The organism is Bacillus sp. D48C, assembly GCF_053345735.1.
In genome coordinates, this window is sequence record NZ_JBKFAQ010000001.1 from 189780 (window position 1) to 204832 (window position 15053).

Sequence of the window (15053 nt, forward strand, 5' to 3'; positions counted from 1 at the left end):
CAGAACCACAAGTGGAAGAACAACCAATGCAGCAGGTGGTAGTAGAATCACAAGTGGAAGAACAACCAATGCAGCAGGTGGTAGTAGAATCACAAGTGGAAGAACAATCAGTGCAGCAAGTAGTAGCAGAGCCACAAATGGAAGAACGCCCAGTGCAGCAAGTAGTGGAAGAGCAAGTACAAAAGCCAATTTCAAGTACGGAAGTACAAGAGAAAGCATATGTTGTAAATCAAAGAGAGAACGATATGCGAAATGTATTGCACACACCACCGACATACACTGTTCCGCCATTAGCGCTGTTGTCGATTCCGCAGCAATCAGCGCTAGATAATACAGAATGGTTAGATGAGCAAAAAGAATTATTAGATACAACGTTTAATAATTTTCATGTTGGAGCACATGTTATTAATGTATCGCAAGGGCCAGCAGTAACTCGTTTTGAAGTGCAACCAGACCCAGGCGTGAAAGTAAATAAAATTACCAATTTAAGTGATGATATTAAGTTAAGTTTAGCTGCGAAAGATATTCGTATTGAAGCGCCGATTCCAGGGAAGAGTGCGATTGGAATTGAGGTTCCAAATAAAGAAAGTAAGCCAGTATTTCTTCGTGAAATTTTAAGAAGTCCTGTATTCACAAAGAGTGAATCACCGCTTACTGTTGCGCTTGGACTTGATATTTCAGGTGATCCAATTGTAACAGATATTCGAAAAATGCCGCACGGACTTATTGCGGGTGCAACGGGTTCAGGTAAAAGTGTGTGTATTAACGCGATTTTAACGAGTATTTTATATAAAGCGAAACCGCATGAAGTGAAGTTAATGTTAATTGATCCGAAGATGGTTGAGCTTGCACCATACAATTCTGTTCCACATCTTGTAGCACCTGTTATTACGGATGTAAAAGCAGCGACAGCGGCTTTAAAGTGGGCAGTCGAAGAGATGGAACGCCGTTATGAATTGTTTGCGCACGCTGGTGCTCGTGATTTAACTCGTTACAATACGATTGTAAGTGAGCGAGAAATTCCAGGAGAAACATTACCTTATATCGTTATTGTCATTGACGAGTTAGCCGACTTAATGATGGTAGCACCTGGTGATGTTGAGGAAGCGATTTGTCGTATTGCGCAAAAAGCACGTGCTTGTGGTATTCATTTATTAGTAGCGACGCAGCGTCCATCTGTAGATGTTATTACAGGTTTAATTAAGTCAAACATTCCAACGCGTATTGCGTTTACTGTATCATCTCAAGTTGATTCGCGTACGATTATTGATATTGGAGGCGCGGAGAAATTACTTGGCCGTGGTGATATGTTATTTTTAGGGAACGGTACATCTAAGCCAGTTCGTGTACAAGGTGTATATGTATCGGATGATGAGATTGAAAAGACAGTTGATCATGTGAGAAAGCAAATGAAGCCGAATTACTTATTTAAGCAAGAGGATTTATTAGCGAAAACAGAACAGGCTGAGTCGGAAGACGAATTGTTCTTTGAAGCATGTCAATTTGTTGTAGAACAAGGGGGAGCGTCCACATCTTCTGTACAGCGAAAATTCCGCATCGGTTATAATCGCGCGGCACGTCTCATTGAGGAGATGCAATCGCAAGGAATTATTTCTGAAGCAAGAGGGACGAAGCCAAGAGATGTCCTTATTTCTGAGGATGAATTCGCTGCTATGCAGGAAACGAATGTATAGTCCACGGTTTTGCTGTATACTAATAGAAAATGTTGGATAGTAAAGTAGGGAGTAAAGCGACATGAAAGAAATTGAATTAAAATTAAAAGGTGAAATAAATCGACTAACAAATAAAACATTTAAATTTGACGAACGAGTTGGAGAAGGTTGGTTCTCCGCGGTTTACTTTTTAAAAACTAGAGAAATTATTGAAGAATTTCGCCCGAAAAGTGTTGTAACGATGCAATTTTTCCAAAAAGAAAATGCAGTTCTTTGCGGAACAGATGAAGTAATTGCATTGCTACAAACATTCGCTAAAAATCCTGAGGAACTTGAAATTAACTCTTTAAAAGATGGCGATAAAATTAGTCCATTTGAAACAGTGTTAACAATTCATGGTCCTTATGAGAATTTCGGATTTTTAGAAGGTGTTATTGATGGGATTTTAGCTCGTCGTACATCGGTTGCAACAAACGTATATAATGTTGTCCAAGCTGCGCGTAGTGTAGATAAAGAAAAACCAGTTATTTTCATGGGAGATCGTGACGATCATTATACACAACAAGCTGGTGACGGTTATGCAGCATACATCGGAGGTATGAGCGCACAAGCGACGCATGCAATGAATGAATGGTGGGGCAGAAGTGGTATGGGAACAATGCCTCACGCATTAATTCAAATGTTTAATGGTGATGTTGTAGAAGCGGCAAAAGCATATCATAAGAAATTTCCAGAAGATGAATTAGTTGTACTAATTGATTACAATAATGATGTTATTACAGATGCACTTCGTGTAGCGCGTGAATTTGGATCAACATTAAAAGGTGTGCGTGTAGATACGTCTCGCACAATGATTGATCAATACTTTATTCGCCACCCAGAAGTACTTGGAACATTTGATCCACGTGGTGTAAATCCATCTCTTGTATTTGCACTTCGCAAGGCGCTTGATGAAGAAGGATTCCAGCATGTAGACATCGTTGTAACTGGTGGATTTGATGAAAAGCGTATTCGTGAATTTGAAGCTCAAAAGGTACCTGTTGACATATATGGGGTAGGGAGTAGCTTGTTAAAAATGAATATTGGTTTTACTGGTGATAATGTAGAATTAAATGGGAAACCAGAAGCAAAAGCTGGTCGTAAATATCGTCCAAACCCACGTTTAGAGCGTGTTCAATTAGAAAAAAGAGAAGATATGTAAAAGAGAGAAAAACTGATAGGTGATTGACCCTATCAGTTTTTCTGTTATCATAGTATAGCGGCTTCTTTTTTGCTATAATGGACTTGTTATGGACATATAAAGAAGTACGTACGAGTTTATCCTGATAAGTGAAGGGAAAGAATAACCTCACTACATCAAAAATGTATGATGATTACCAAAATAAGAAAAGATTCATATACTGTCTTATAGATAGGCCGTTGTATTAGTTCGAAATGTTGGAGGTTCTTTAAGATGACAGTTTACCATTTTGTAGGAATTAAAGGAACAGGAATGAGTTCATTAGCGCAAATTCTTCATGATATGAAGCATACTGTTCAAGGGTCTGATTATGAAAAGCGTTTCTTTACACAAACAGCGTTAGAAAAGCGTAGTATCTCGATCCTTCCTTTTGATAAGAATAATGTAGAAGAAGGACAAGTGATTATTGCAGGAAATGCATTTCCTGATACGCATGAAGAAATCGTAGCAGCAAAAGAATTAAACATCCCAGTACATCGTTACCATCACTTCTTAGGTGACCTTATGAGCCAATACACAAGTGTTGCTGTAACTGGTGCACACGGAAAGACATCAACAACAGGTTTGTTAGCCCATGTAATGCAAGGTGCACATCCTACATCTTACCTTATTGGAGATGGAACAGGGCATGGGGTAGAAAATAGTAAGTATTTTGTATTTGAAGCTTGTGAGTATCGTCGTCATTTCTTGTCTTACAATCCAGACTATGCAATTATGACGAATATTGATTTTGATCATCCAGATTATTTTGCAGACATCAATGATGTATTCAGTGCATTCCAAGAGATGGCATTGCAAGTGAAAAAAGGCATTATTGCATGTGGAGATGATGAAGAACTTCAAAAAATTCAAGCGAAAGTACCTGTTATTTTCTATGGATTTGGAGAAGATAATGATTTCCAAGCACGTAACATCCAAAAGAGAACAGATGGCACGATATTCGATGTATTCGTTCGTAATACGTACTATGACACGTTCAAAATTACAGGATACGGCAATCACAGCGTATTAAATGCGTTAGCAGTAATCGCACTTTGCCATTATGAAAACGTTGATGTAGAAGCAGTAAAACATCAATTAACAACTTTTGAAGGCGTAAAACGTCGCTTTAATGAAAAGCCGATGGGAGAGCAAGTTATTATCGATGACTACGCACACCATCCGACAGAAATTAATGCAACGATTGAAGCAGCTCGTCAAAAACATCCAGAGCGTGAAGTTGTCGCTGTATTCCAGCCGCATACATTCTCACGTACAGAAAAGTTCTTAGATGAGTTCGCTGAAAGCTTAAGCAAAGCTGATCAAGTATACTTATGTGATATTTTCGGATCAGCACGCGAAAACAAAGGTGAATTAACAATTGAAGATCTGCAAAAGCGTATTGATGGTGCAGAACTAATTACAGATACAACAACGGATGTATTAAAGAAACATAAAAACGGCGTTCTAATTTTCATGGGCGCAGGTGACATCCAAAAATTCGAAGCAGCTTACGTAAAAGAAGTTCAAGTTGCAGAGAAATAATAGAAAAGACGCATAGCTGTGGCTGTGCGTCTTTTTTTGTTGTGTTCAACTTTTATCCCGCATTAACGTGCAATAAGACCCCCACTGATTAAAGTTTCACTTTATTTATGTATTGACCTAGAGCTAACTCTAGGTTGTAAGATGAAAGTGTAAAAACAAGGGGGAGAGAACATGTATAAAATCGGCGAAGTAGCAGAATTAACAGGGATGAGCATTCACACTTTGCGCTACTATGAGAAATTAGGTTTATTACCACCACCAACGCGAAATAGCGGTATTCGTCAATATACAGAAGGCGATGTACGTTTATTAAAATTTTTATATTCATTAAAACAAACTGGGATGTCATTAGAAGAGATAGCTGAGTTTGCAAGTGATGGGTGCATTATAGAGGAAATTAGGCAGAAGAAAGAGGAAGTACCAGCGAAAGTAAAAAAGAGAATTTCCATTTTAACAACTCACTTGGAGCGATTAAAAGAACAGCAGGAACAATTGCAAAAAGTTGTTCAGCTAACGGAGGAGAAGTTAGAAATTTATTATGGTTTTCTAGAAGAAAAAGACTTGGAGGCCGGCAATAAAAAATAAAGTATATACGCAGTTATTAGGTTTTGCGATATTTACTGGTGGGACATTTAATGCTTCGAAATATGCGGTGCAGTATTTCGAAGCAATTCATATAGCAGCATGGCGTTTTGGGATTGCTGCATTTGTGATGTTATGTTTGTTAAAAATACGAAAAGATTTTGATTTGGAAGTATGGATGCAGAATAGGACCTATTATCTTTTGCTAGGTATTGTTGGTGTATTCGGCTTTAACTTCTTTTTCTTTTTAGGAATGAAATATACAGAAGCTGTTAATGGTGCACTTATTATGGCGACAAATCCTCTCGTTACGACGCTGTTAGCAAGTGTCATTTTACGAGAGAAAATTGTGAAGCGTCAAGCAATTGGAATGTTACTTGCACTAATTGGCGTTGTTTTTGTACTTACACAAGGTTCGTTTACAATACTACAACATTTATCATTTTCAAAAGGGGATTTTTATATTTTATTAGGGAATATTTGCTGGGCGTTATACGGCGTGCTAGGCAGAAGGTTTATTAAAACTGGTAATCCAATACAAACGACGACATATACGATGACTATTGGTGCACTTGCCTTTATTATCATATCTTCTACACAAAAAAGTATAGTACCAGTTTTAGAAATTCCTTGGTTGGCATGGGGAGCGATTCTCTTTATGGCAATTGGAATGAGTGTGCTTGGTTACTTATGGTGGAATAATGGAATTGCTCAAATTGGGGCAGCAAGGACATCTTTATTTTTTAATCTAGTGCCTGTTGTTACAATACTTATTTCTTTTATTGAAGGAGTCAATATAACATCTGCACAATCTGTAGGAATGATATTAGTTATTACGGGAATATTGTATTCTTCTGGTTTTATACAAAGAAAATCAAAAGAAAGTGTTAATATTTAACTTTTTATATCTAAAAATGTTAGAATAATAAGAAAAATAAAAAGGGGACTAAAAAACATGTTCACACTTCGAGTAGATGACGAAATTGAACTACAATTACTAGAAAAACATCATAAAGAAGAATTATATCAATTAATAGACCAAAACCGTAATCATTTACGAAAATGGCTTCCTTGGGTAGATGGGACATAATCTGCTGATGCTTATGATGAGATTTTTCCGATGTGGTTAAAGAAATTTGCAGAGGGAGACGGTTTTGAAAGTGGTATACGTTACAAAGGAAAGCTTGTTGGGATGGTAGGTATTCATCCAGTGAGCTGGGGGAAGAGAGCGGCGAGTCTTGGGTATTACCTTGCAGAAGATGCTGGAGGAAAAGGCGTTATGACACGTAGCGTAAAGGCTGTGCTTCACTATGCATTTGAGAATTTAAAATTAAATAAAATGGAAATTAGATGCGGTGTTGAAAATGTGAAAAGCCGCGCTATTCCAGAGCGTTTAGGGTTTAAATTAGATGGTATTTTAAGAGATGAAGAATGGTTATATGATCATTTTCATGATATCGCTGTATATAGTTTATTAGCTTCAGAATGGAAAGATATTCGATGAACGAGAAGATTCGTATTATTCCGTATGAAAGTACGTTTCAAGAGGAAGTAGTAGATCTTATCGTTCATATTCAGCAAAAAGAGTATAATGTTCCCATTACGAAAGAAGAGCAACCTGATTTACTTGAAATAGAAACATTCTATCAAAAGGATCACGGAAACTTTTGGGTAGCACTTTATGATGGGAAAGTAGTTGGAACAGTAGCTTTATTAGATATTGAGAATCATCAAGTAGCGCTAAGAAAAATGTTCGTACAAAAAGAGTTTCGTGGAAAAGAATGTGGCGCGTCATATATGTTGCTTCAAACAGCAATTTCATGGGCTGAGGATAAAAAGTTGAAAAATATTTATTTAGGAACAACAGTAAAATTTTTAGCGGCACATCGCTTTTATGAAAAGAATGGTTTTCAAAGTGTGAGTATAGATGAGTTGCCGAAAAACTTTCCAGTGTTACAGGTAGATAAGAAATTTTATAGGTACATTGTGAAAAAGGTCATCTAGAAATGGCCTTTTTCTATGAACCAAAATGGAAATAGTGGTATAATTTGGATTAGGGGGTGTAGGTATGAACTTTCCAATTCAAAGAAGTAAGTCAGTAGTCATTTTCGTTTGTCTTACGTTAGCTTTTATGTGTATATATCCAATTGTCATGCTTTTCACTAATAAAGCGCATTGGATGTCAGTGTTGATTGGGATGGGTTTATGCTTCATTGTAAATGTACCACTCGTTTGGGAAGTATTTATTAAAAAACATAAAGTAGAAAATGGCGTATTAAAGTACGGTATTCTAAATGATGATGTTGTATTAAAAGATATAAGAGTTGTTCGTCAAGTTGGAAAGTATCTTGAAATTACGACGAATGCATATAAAGTACATATGGTTGCGATGCCGCAAGATATGAATGAATTTTTGGCGCTTATCGAGAAAGAAAATCCACATGTGAAAATAGAAATGGTAGGGAAGAAATAAAAAAACGCTCGGAGAAAATTCCGAGCGTTTTTATTATTATTTTAAGTTCTCTGGATTTAAAGCTTCTAATTCAGGTACAACGAAGCGTCCGTCTTTACGGATTAGTACGTCGTCGAAGTAAATTTCACCGCCGCCGTATTCAGGGCGTTGGATGCATACTAAGTCCCAATGGATGTTCGAGTTGTTACCGTTCCATGCATCGTCGTAAGCTTGTCCAGGAGTGAAGTGGAAGCTGCCATCGATTTTTTCATCGAATAGGATGTCTCCCATTGGATGTAAGATGTATGGGTTTACGCCGATTGCGAACTCACCAACGTAGCGTGCGCCTTCGTCTGTATCGAAGATTTTGTTAATGCGTTCTGAATCGTTTGCAGTTGCTTCAACGATTTGACCGTTCTCGAACTTAAGTTGTACATTTTCAAATGTATAACCGTTGTAAGGAGATGGTGTGTTGTAAGAAACTGTACCGTTAACAGAATCACGAACTGGTGCAGAGTATACTTCACCGTCTGGAATATTTAAATGACCTGAGCATTTAATAGCTGGAATGTCTTTAATAGAGAATGTTAAGTCAGTTCCAGGACCAGTTAAACGAACTTTATCTGTTTTATTCATTAATGTAACAAGGCTATCCATCGCCTTATCCATTTTACCGTAGTCTAAGTTACAAACTTCGAAGTAGAAGTCTTCGAAAGCTTCTGTGCTCATTTTAGCAAGCTGTGCCATAGAAGCATTTGGGTAGCGAAGAACAACCCAACGTGTTTTTGGAACGCGAATATCTCTATGAACTTTTTTCCCAACTGTTTGGCCATGAACTTTCATGCGCTCACTTGGAACGTCAGCCTGTTCATTAATATTATCGCCAGAGCGAAGACCGATATAAGCGTCCATGTCTTTCATTACGCTTGCTTCATATGCAGCGATTTGTTCGAAATGTTCTTCAGTAGCACCCATTAATAAAGAGCGATCTACTTGATGATCTTTTAAAGAGACGAATGGGAAACCACCAGCTGCATATGCTTCTTTTACAAGTGCAGTTACAAGTTCTTTTTGTAAGCCAAAGTTTTCAATTAATACTTTTTCGCCTTTTTGTAAGCAAATAGAGTAGTTAATTAAATTGTATGCTAACTTTTCAATACGTGGATCTTTCATATGTAAAGCCTCCCTACTAATTATGTATCCTCTCCTATTGTAACCTACTTAGTGGAATTTGTTGAATGATTTATGTTACAGTTAACGAATAAGTATGAAAATTCTAATGATGAGATAGGGATTAGAATGAAACGGAAAATGATTGTATAATAGGGGAAAGTATGAAAAAGATAAAGGAAGTGATGAAATGCAAGTTCTTTTATATGTAAGTGCGGCTATTATCGCGGTTGCTTTCGCAGTATTAGTTGTGTATGTATGCAGAACGTTGTTATCGGTTCAGAAGACGTTAGAAAACGTTGCAAGCACGTTAGAAGGTTTAGAAAAACAAATGCAAGGAATTAGCGTAGAGACAGAGCAATTATTACATAAAACGAATGCGTTAGCTGATGATATTCAACAGAAGTCACAGTCATTAAATAAAGTGGTAGCGGGTGTAGATGGGATTGGAACGACAATCCAATCTTTAAATACGAAGCTTCGTAATGTATCAGACTCTGTAACGGACGAAATTGAAAATAACGCTGATAAAGTAGCGCAAGTTGTACAGTGGAGCAGTGCGGCGATTGAAGTATACAATCATTACCGTGCGTCGAGACAAGAGAAGAAGGTTGAAAAAGAAGAGCGTAAATTAGAAAGAATTGAGAAAAACGCTGAAAAGAAAGAGAAGCGCTCTAGATTTCGTATGAGAGGTGAATCGTGATGAATATGACAAAGCTTGAAACAATTGAAGAGCTTGAAGTCTTAGTAGAAAAGAATGAGCCGTATGTTCTTTTTAAACATAGTACGACATGCCCGATTAGTCACGGTGCATACACAGAATTTCAAGCGTATTGCAGTGAAGAAAGAGAAGTGCCAGCGTATTACTTATACGTACAAGATGCGAGAGATGTGTCAAATCGTGTTGCAGAACAATACAGTATTAGACATGAATCACCGCAAGTGTTATACATAAAAGATGGGATGGTAGTATGGAATACATCTCATTGGAATATTAAAAAAGATGCTTTAGAAGAGAATATAAAGTAAAAAGAAGCAAGCTAAAGGTGCTTGCTTCTTTTTTTTGTTTTTGTTGAAATATATTTAGTGGTACACTATTAATAGTTCAAACTAAATAACTAGATTGTTGAAAGTAGGTTTTAAGTAATGAAGAAAATGGCATTATCCTTCGCAGTCGTAAGTTTATTACTGGGAGCTTGTAGTAACAATAGTAATACGATTAGTAAGAAGGATGAAGTTATACAAAAAGATACAAAAGAAAAAAGTATGATTCCGAGAACTGCTGTTTCTAAAGATTATTATAGAACTGTTATTCCTTTAAAAGAACAAAAGGTTATTAATACAGCTAATATAAAAACAAATTCTAAATTAGATTTAGCAGAGTATGAAAATGGTTTAATAAATATTGCAACGCAGCAATTTGATACAGAGAGTCACGTACTGCAATTAAATCAGTATATTCCAGAGAAACTAGTTGATGAACTAGTTGCGAAAGTAGAAGCGCCAGTTTTGACGAATATTATAGAACAAGACTATTTTGGAAAACAGAATTCAAATGAATTAAGTTTATCTGGTGTTATGATTGGCTTAGCTATGTCTTCAAGTGTATCGAATGAAGAAGCTATGTCTAAAGGGTCTGAAGTTGCTAAACAACTTATTGAAGCTATTAACAAAAATGATAAATATAACAAATCTCCAATTACGTTTGCTATCTTTAAGCAAGAAAGTACAAGTTCTTTAAAAAATGGTACGTATATTGCTAGTGCTACTGTTCAAAAGAATGATATGAACCTTGGAAATTGGAGTACAATTGATGAAAAGTCGTATTCATATCCTTCTGATGAATTTACACAAGCACATGGAGAAGATAATACAAAAATAAATAACTTTGCTAAGGAAATAAAAGGTTTTTCTAATGGAGATTTTATTCCAGTCAATGCAAAAGTTTCTTATAAGAAAGATCAAATGGATACATTAAATATGAATATTGTTATTAAATATAACGGTAAAACAGAATTAATGGCTCTTACCCAATTGGCTGCTCAAGGTATGTTAGACAAATTGCCTAAAGATGCGAAAGTACAATTACAGATCAAGTCCGAGAGTAAAATTGAGGCCGTTATTATAAAAGAGAAAAACAGTGATAAACCGTTTGTTTCCTTCTTGTAAAAAAGACAGTATGTAAACTGTCTTTTTTTATTTTAAATGAAAATATAAAAGGTTTTTTGATGGTAATTCATTGCTGTATATCGTGTGACAATCGTATATGTATCAACTATAATAAGTTATCTTAAAAAAGTAATATATAGGGATTTGAAAGAGATGGCTTTCTTATGGCATCACAACAATTAGGTCGTTTACGTTCTGAAATTGATCAACTTAATTTACAAATATTAGAGTTACTAAACGAAAGAGGTCGTCTCGTACAAGAAGTTGGTAATTTAAAAGAAGTATAAGGTGTGAAACGTTTTGATCCTGTACGTGAAAGTAATATACTGGATTTAATTGCAGAGAATAATAATGGTCCATTTGAAACTTCGACTTTATAACATATTTTCAAACAAATTTTTCAAGTTGGTTTAAAGTTACAAGAAGAGGATCATCGTAAAGCACTACTTGTTTCTTGTAAGAAAAAAACAGAAGATACGATTGTTGAAATTAATGGTGAAAAAATTGGTAACGGAAATTAGTATTTTATTATGGGACCGTGTGCAGTGGAAAGTTATGAACAAGTACGTCAAGTTGCTGAAGCAATGAAAGAGCAACGCGTAATACGCTTGATATTTCCGCTGTACCGATTTTAAAGAAAGAGACACATTTACCTGTCGTTTTTGATGTAACGCATTCTACAGAGAGACGTGACCTTCTCTTACTAACTGCAAAAGCAGCGATGGCAATTGGTGCAAACGCAATTATGGCTGAAGTACATCCAAATCCAGCTGTAGCTTTATCAGATGCGGCGCAGCAAATGAATATCCCGCAGTTCAATGATTTTATGAATGAATTAAAATCATTTGGAAGTAAATTATAAAAACTTTTAATGAGCTGTTCCAAAAAGGCATTTTGGGACAGCTGTATAGCGACTGTCATTGTCGATTTTTGTTGGGAAGTTGGTATATTAAAAAAATCGCTGATATAATTAGAGTTGTGGTCGATATATTTGGGAAATCGCCGATATATTTCGAGTTACGGTTCATATATTCGAAAAATCGCCGATATAAATTTCATTTACTATCGTACTGCTTAAAATAAGATTTCTACTTAGGAAATATCTATTTTTTTACAAAAAATGCCCTTTTTTCATAAAAAATACGAAAATACGAGAAAAGAAGCGAATTTTTTCGAAACTTTTGCGGGAAAATATTGTATGAGCCTGCGTTTATATCGTATCATTAGTAAAAGGAAGAACTCGGGACGATTGGTGGCATCTGCAAATAGAGTTGATGTCTTTTTTTCATTCAAGTAACCGATACATAAAAATAGATAACAAAAATAGAAGGAGTGTGCGATGAGATGAACGTAACAATCTATGATGTAGCGCGCGAAGCGAACGTTTCAATGGCTACCGTATCACGCGTTGTGAACGGTAACCCAAATGTAAAGCCTACAACAAGAAAGAAAGTATTAGAAGCAATTGATCGTTTAGGATACCGTCCAAATGCGGTAGCACGTGGACTAGCAAGTAAGAAGACAACTACGGTAGGTGTTATTATTCCTGATATCTCAAATACGTTTTATGCAGAACTTGCACGTGGAATTGAAGATATCGCAACAATGTACAAATATAACATCATTTTAAGTAACTCTGATCAAAACAAAGAGAAAGAGTTCCATCTATTAAATACGATGCTTGGAAAACAAGTGGACGGAATTGTTTTCATGGGTGAAGATATTACAGACATTCACATTGAAGAATTTAAAAAATCTCCAGTACCAATTGTATTAGCAGCGTCATTTGATGAGCAAAATGAAACGCCATCAGTAAATATTGATTATACACAAGCAGCTTACGATGCAATGAAGCACTTTATCGAGCAAGGACATAAGCGTATCGGTTTCGTCTCTGGTCCATTCATTGATAAAGCGGGAAGCGCGAAGAAGTTACAAGGTTATAAAAAAGCTTTAGAAGAAGAAGGTATTTCATATGATGAAAATCTTGTAATCGATGGAGATTACACATATGACTCAGGTATCGAAGCATTCGAAAAGCTTTGGAGCAATGATGAAAAGCCAACAGCAATCTTCGTGTCTTCTGATGAAATGGCACTAGGTGTAATCCATGCAGCACAAGATGCTGGATTAAACGTACCAACTGACGTAGAAGTACTTGGTTTCGATAATACACGCCTTGCATTAATGGTTCGTCCGCAGCTTTCAACAGTTGTACAACCGATGTATGATATCGGTGCAGTAGCAATGCGTCTATTAACAAAGTATATGAACAAAGAAAAAGTGGAAGATCACACTGTTATCTTACCTCACCGTATCCAATTTAGAGATTCAACGAAATAAGTATAAAAAAGCTCACAGCGATTGCTGTGAGCTTTTATTCATATTCAGGATAATATTTTTCAATTACTGTATCTACAGTTTCATTTTTCTTAACGTGTAAAAATTTTGCGTACAATTCTTTTCCAGTTTCAAATGGCGTATCGTCTAATTCAAATACATGTAACACTTTTCGGAACGTCCATGTGATTTGCTCATCATACATATTATCGTATGTGTGCTCCGATTGTATAGCTATCTTTTCACCTAGTTCATGAGCTTCTTCTAAACTGTTTGCTTTAACAAGAATAATACTTTCTTCAAAAAGTGTATCGTGATTCTCTTCATAATGCTCATCCATTTTCATAGGATGAGGCTCACCAGAATGAACAGACTCAAACAATAATTTTACAGCGTACATATTATGCTGCATGTTTCACCTTATAAATAATACTTGCGACAAGCGAAGCAGGTATTGTAAATACGTTACTTTGATAATGGTAATGCACTTGGGATTCTTCATAAGACATGTTGTCATATAGTTCGTTTTGTGAGACACTCATTTTTTTCTGTTTTTCTTTGAGTATTTTAATGTAGTTGTACTGTATTGGGACGAGAATGATGAAATAAGCTAATACGATTAGTGAAATCCAAATCATTATGAACACTCCCTTACAAAGAATATTTGTATATGGTAATTATATCAATTTATATGAGGGATATCCATATTTTTCTAGTGGTCAATTTCTTTTCCAAAATGCAAAAAGTTCTTCAGCGCTTCGTAAATTATGTTCAAGGCATGTTTGTGCAGTGCGTTTAAAATTTTGTATTAAATGCTCTAGCCTAGAAGAATCATAGTGCTTTGCTTTTCCATCTACAATCGTTTTATCTTTTTTTTAAGTTAAGTGATATTTTTAGCAAAGTTACATTTGTTTCTATTTGTACAACTTCCATGTAAAAAAAATTTTGTCTAAGTCGATTGTAATATAATCAAATCGCTCTACTTGTTTAAAATATCCTACAATATCATCTTCCAATTGAAATCCTCCCTAGTATATAGCTTACCTGGAAGAGTTCTCTATAGATTGTATGATTCCTTGTTATATGTCACATAAGTGTAAAAATAACTATTATAGGGCAATGTCATGTATAATAGAAAGAAAAGGCTTGTGAGGGGGGAAAAGAGATGATCGTTCTTTGGATAATTACGCTTTGTATGACTGCTATTTTTGCATATATGACGTTAAAACAAAATGGTTTAAAGCGATTTGTTCCAGGAAGTATTCTTGCAGGAATTGCCCTTATCACGTATGTAATTTCTATTTTTATTGAAAGTGTATCAGTAGATATGAGCAAAAGTTTAATGTTTATTGGTATTACACTATTTGCAGGTAGCATTATGGTACTTATGGTTGCTGGTATTATTTTATTTATTCATATGAATTCGGAAACGTTATAGCATATAGAAAAGGCATGTCCCGAGGGACATGCCTTTTTATCCGTTCAATTATGCTCTATCTTTAGAAGAATTTTGTTGTTTTAATAAGTCGCGAATTTCCCCAAGAAGAACTTCTTCTTTTGTTGGTTCTGGAATTTTTTCCTCTTTTTCGTCTTCTTTTTTAGATGTTAGTTTGTTGAAAACTTTAATAAACATAAAGATAGAAGCTGCGATAATTAAGAAATCAAAAATTGTTTGGATGAAGTTACCATACATAACAGCTGATTTACCGTATCCAAAGTGCAAATCTGTAAAGTTAACGCCACCTAATACCATACCAAGTAATGGTGTAATAATGTCTTTTACTAAAGAACTAACGATTTTACCGAATGCAGCACCGATTACAACCCCGACAGCTAAATCAACGACATTCCCTTTGAAAGCGAACTTTTTAAACTCGTTCCACATGTGTCAATCCCATCCTTT

Annotated in this window: 16 protein-coding genes and 3 pseudogenes; 14 read left to right on the top strand and 5 right to left on the bottom strand. The window is 35.7% G+C overall.

Annotated features, from left to right (window positions below; all coding sequences use genetic code 11):
* The 8 genes and pseudogenes from ACLBXA_RS01075 to ACLBXA_RS01110 form a co-directional block, all read left to right on the top strand.
* A partial coding sequence (locus tag ACLBXA_RS01075) for a DNA translocase FtsK (protein WP_044784098.1) occupies nt 1-1694 on the top strand: 1694 nt, incomplete at its 5' end.
* Nucleotides 1695-1755: 61 nt separating this feature from the next.
* Nucleotides 1756-2874 (top strand): nicotinate phosphoribosyltransferase, encoded by a 1119-nt coding sequence (locus ACLBXA_RS01080; protein WP_000658372.1) that lies wholly within the window; start codon nt 1756-1758, stop codon nt 2872-2874.
* Between the two features lie 252 nt (nt 2875-3126).
* Nucleotides 3127-4437, top strand: coding sequence for a UDP-N-acetylmuramate--L-alanine ligase (murC, locus tag ACLBXA_RS01085; protein ID WP_000219469.1), 1311 nt, complete (start codon nt 3127-3129; stop codon nt 4435-4437).
* Between the two features lie 171 nt (nt 4438-4608).
* Nucleotides 4609-5022 carry a MerR family transcriptional regulator gene (locus ACLBXA_RS01090; RefSeq protein ID WP_447617082.1) on the top strand — a complete coding sequence of 138 codons (414 nt, stop codon included), beginning with the start codon at nt 4609-4611 and terminating at the stop codon, nt 5020-5022.
* Entirely contained in the window at nt 5012-5917 is a 906-nt protein-coding gene (locus ACLBXA_RS01095; protein WP_000792471.1) for a DMT family transporter, read from the top strand. The genes ACLBXA_RS01090 and ACLBXA_RS01095 overlap by 11 nt, the downstream gene beginning before the upstream one ends.
* Nucleotides 5918-5974: 57 nt before the next feature.
* Nucleotides 5975-6523: pseudogene (locus tag ACLBXA_RS01100) on the top strand (GNAT family N-acetyltransferase).
* A complete protein-coding gene (locus ACLBXA_RS01105; protein WP_303465501.1) occupies nt 6520-7023 on the top strand; it encodes a GNAT family N-acetyltransferase in 504 nt (167 codons plus the stop codon). The pseudogene ACLBXA_RS01100 and the gene ACLBXA_RS01105 overlap by 4 nt, the downstream one beginning before the upstream one ends.
* A gap of 64 nt (nt 7024-7087) precedes the next feature.
* Nucleotides 7088-7492 (top strand): PH domain-containing protein, encoded by a 405-nt coding sequence (locus ACLBXA_RS01110; RefSeq protein WP_001010623.1) that lies wholly within the window; start codon nt 7088-7090, stop codon nt 7490-7492.
* A 36-nt stretch (nt 7493-7528) separates the two neighbouring features.
* Here the strand turns inward: ACLBXA_RS01110 and ACLBXA_RS01115 are convergent, their stop codons facing one another.
* Nucleotides 7529-8644 carry an aminopeptidase gene (locus ACLBXA_RS01115; protein WP_000654720.1) on the bottom strand — a complete coding sequence of 372 codons (1116 nt, stop codon included), beginning with the start codon at nt 8642-8644 and terminating at the stop codon, nt 7529-7531.
* Between the two features lie 187 nt (nt 8645-8831).
* Here ACLBXA_RS01115 and ACLBXA_RS01120 point away from each other — a divergent pair, with 187 nt between their 5' ends.
* From ACLBXA_RS01120 to ccpA, 5 genes and pseudogenes are all read left to right on the top strand, one after another.
* On the top strand, nt 8832-9344 hold the full coding sequence (locus ACLBXA_RS01120; protein ID WP_001197721.1) for a DUF948 domain-containing protein: 513 nt from the start codon (nt 8832-8834) through the stop codon (nt 9342-9344).
* The gene (ytxJ, locus tag ACLBXA_RS01125) at nt 9344-9670 is read left to right on the top strand and encodes a bacillithiol system redox-active protein YtxJ (RefSeq protein ID WP_001057469.1); all 327 of its coding nucleotides are present in this window, start codon (nt 9344-9346) and stop codon (nt 9668-9670) included. The genes ACLBXA_RS01120 and ytxJ overlap by 1 nt, the downstream gene beginning before the upstream one ends.
* A gap of 117 nt (nt 9671-9787) precedes the next feature.
* Nucleotides 9788-10810, top strand: a complete 1023-nt coding sequence (locus ACLBXA_RS01130; RefSeq protein ID WP_000738027.1) for a CamS family sex pheromone protein — start codon at nt 9788-9790, stop codon at nt 10808-10810.
* A gap of 164 nt (nt 10811-10974) precedes the next feature.
* Nucleotides 10975-11672 (top strand): annotated as a pseudogene (gene aroA, locus ACLBXA_RS01135) (chorismate mutase).
* A gap of 482 nt (nt 11673-12154) precedes the next feature.
* On the top strand, nt 12155-13153 hold the full coding sequence (gene ccpA / locus ACLBXA_RS01140; RefSeq protein WP_001103303.1) for a catabolite control protein A: 999 nt from the start codon (nt 12155-12157) through the stop codon (nt 13151-13153).
* 34 nt (nt 13154-13187) lie between these two features.
* On the opposite strand, the gene ACLBXA_RS01145 is transcribed toward ccpA, so the two are convergent.
* The 3 genes and pseudogenes from ACLBXA_RS01145 to dhp61 form a co-directional block, all read right to left on the bottom strand.
* Entirely contained in the window at nt 13188-13550 is a 363-nt protein-coding gene (locus tag ACLBXA_RS01145) for a DUF4288 domain-containing protein (protein WP_003309991.1), read from the bottom strand.
* A gap of 1 nt (nt 13551) precedes the next feature.
* A complete protein-coding gene (locus ACLBXA_RS01150; RefSeq protein ID WP_000637885.1) occupies nt 13552-13788 on the bottom strand; it encodes a DUF3949 domain-containing protein in 237 nt (78 codons plus the stop codon).
* An 81-nt stretch (nt 13789-13869) separates the two neighbouring features.
* Nucleotides 13870-14166, bottom strand: a pseudogene (dhp61, locus tag ACLBXA_RS01155) (protein Dhp61).
* A gap of 149 nt (nt 14167-14315) precedes the next feature.
* On the opposite strand from dhp61, the gene ACLBXA_RS01160 reads away from it, so the two are divergent.
* A complete protein-coding gene (locus ACLBXA_RS01160) occupies nt 14316-14588 on the top strand; it encodes a DUF3917 domain-containing protein (RefSeq protein ID WP_000636586.1) in 273 nt (90 codons plus the stop codon).
* 48 nt (nt 14589-14636) lie between these two features.
* On the opposite strand, the gene mscL is transcribed toward ACLBXA_RS01160, so the two are convergent.
* Nucleotides 14637-15035 (bottom strand): large conductance mechanosensitive channel protein MscL, encoded by a 399-nt coding sequence (gene mscL / locus ACLBXA_RS01165; protein WP_079246033.1) that lies wholly within the window; start codon nt 15033-15035, stop codon nt 14637-14639.
* Nucleotides 15036-15053: the final 18 nt, after the last annotated feature.

Bases quoted from the DNA above. Each gene is read 5' to 3' on its own strand.
- ACLBXA_RS01090 (WP_447617082.1), top strand. From the start codon at position 4,609: ATGTATAAAATCGGCGAAGTAGCAGAATTAACAGGGATGAGCATTCAC.
- ytxJ (WP_001057469.1), top strand. From the start codon at position 9,344: ATGAATATGACAAAGCTTGAAACAATTGAAGAGCTTGAAGTCTTAGTA.
- ACLBXA_RS01150 (WP_000637885.1), bottom strand. From the start codon at position 13,788: ATGATTTGGATTTCACTAATCGTATTAGCTTATTTCATCATTCTCGTC.
- ccpA (WP_001103303.1), top strand. From the start codon at position 12,155: ATGAACGTAACAATCTATGATGTAGCGCGCGAAGCGAACGTTTCAATG.
- ACLBXA_RS01120 (WP_001197721.1), top strand. From the start codon at position 8,832: ATGCAAGTTCTTTTATATGTAAGTGCGGCTATTATCGCGGTTGCTTTC.
- ACLBXA_RS01160 (WP_000636586.1), top strand. From the start codon at position 14,316: ATGATCGTTCTTTGGATAATTACGCTTTGTATGACTGCTATTTTTGCA.
- ACLBXA_RS01145 (WP_003309991.1), bottom strand. From the start codon at position 13,550: ATGTACGCTGTAAAATTATTGTTTGAGTCTGTTCATTCTGGTGAGCCT.
- ACLBXA_RS01080 (WP_000658372.1), top strand. From the start codon at position 1,756: ATGAAAGAAATTGAATTAAAATTAAAAGGTGAAATAAATCGACTAACA.
- ACLBXA_RS01105 (WP_303465501.1), top strand. From the start codon at position 6,520: ATGAACGAGAAGATTCGTATTATTCCGTATGAAAGTACGTTTCAAGAG.
- ACLBXA_RS01130 (WP_000738027.1), top strand. From the start codon at position 9,788: ATGAAGAAAATGGCATTATCCTTCGCAGTCGTAAGTTTATTACTGGGA.
- ACLBXA_RS01110 (WP_001010623.1), top strand. From the start codon at position 7,088: ATGAACTTTCCAATTCAAAGAAGTAAGTCAGTAGTCATTTTCGTTTGT.
- murC (WP_000219469.1), top strand. From the start codon at position 3,127: ATGACAGTTTACCATTTTGTAGGAATTAAAGGAACAGGAATGAGTTCA.
- ACLBXA_RS01115 (WP_000654720.1), bottom strand. From the start codon at position 8,644: ATGAAAGATCCACGTATTGAAAAGTTAGCATACAATTTAATTAACTAC.
- mscL (WP_079246033.1), bottom strand. From the start codon at position 15,035: ATGTGGAACGAGTTTAAAAAGTTCGCTTTCAAAGGGAATGTCGTTGAT.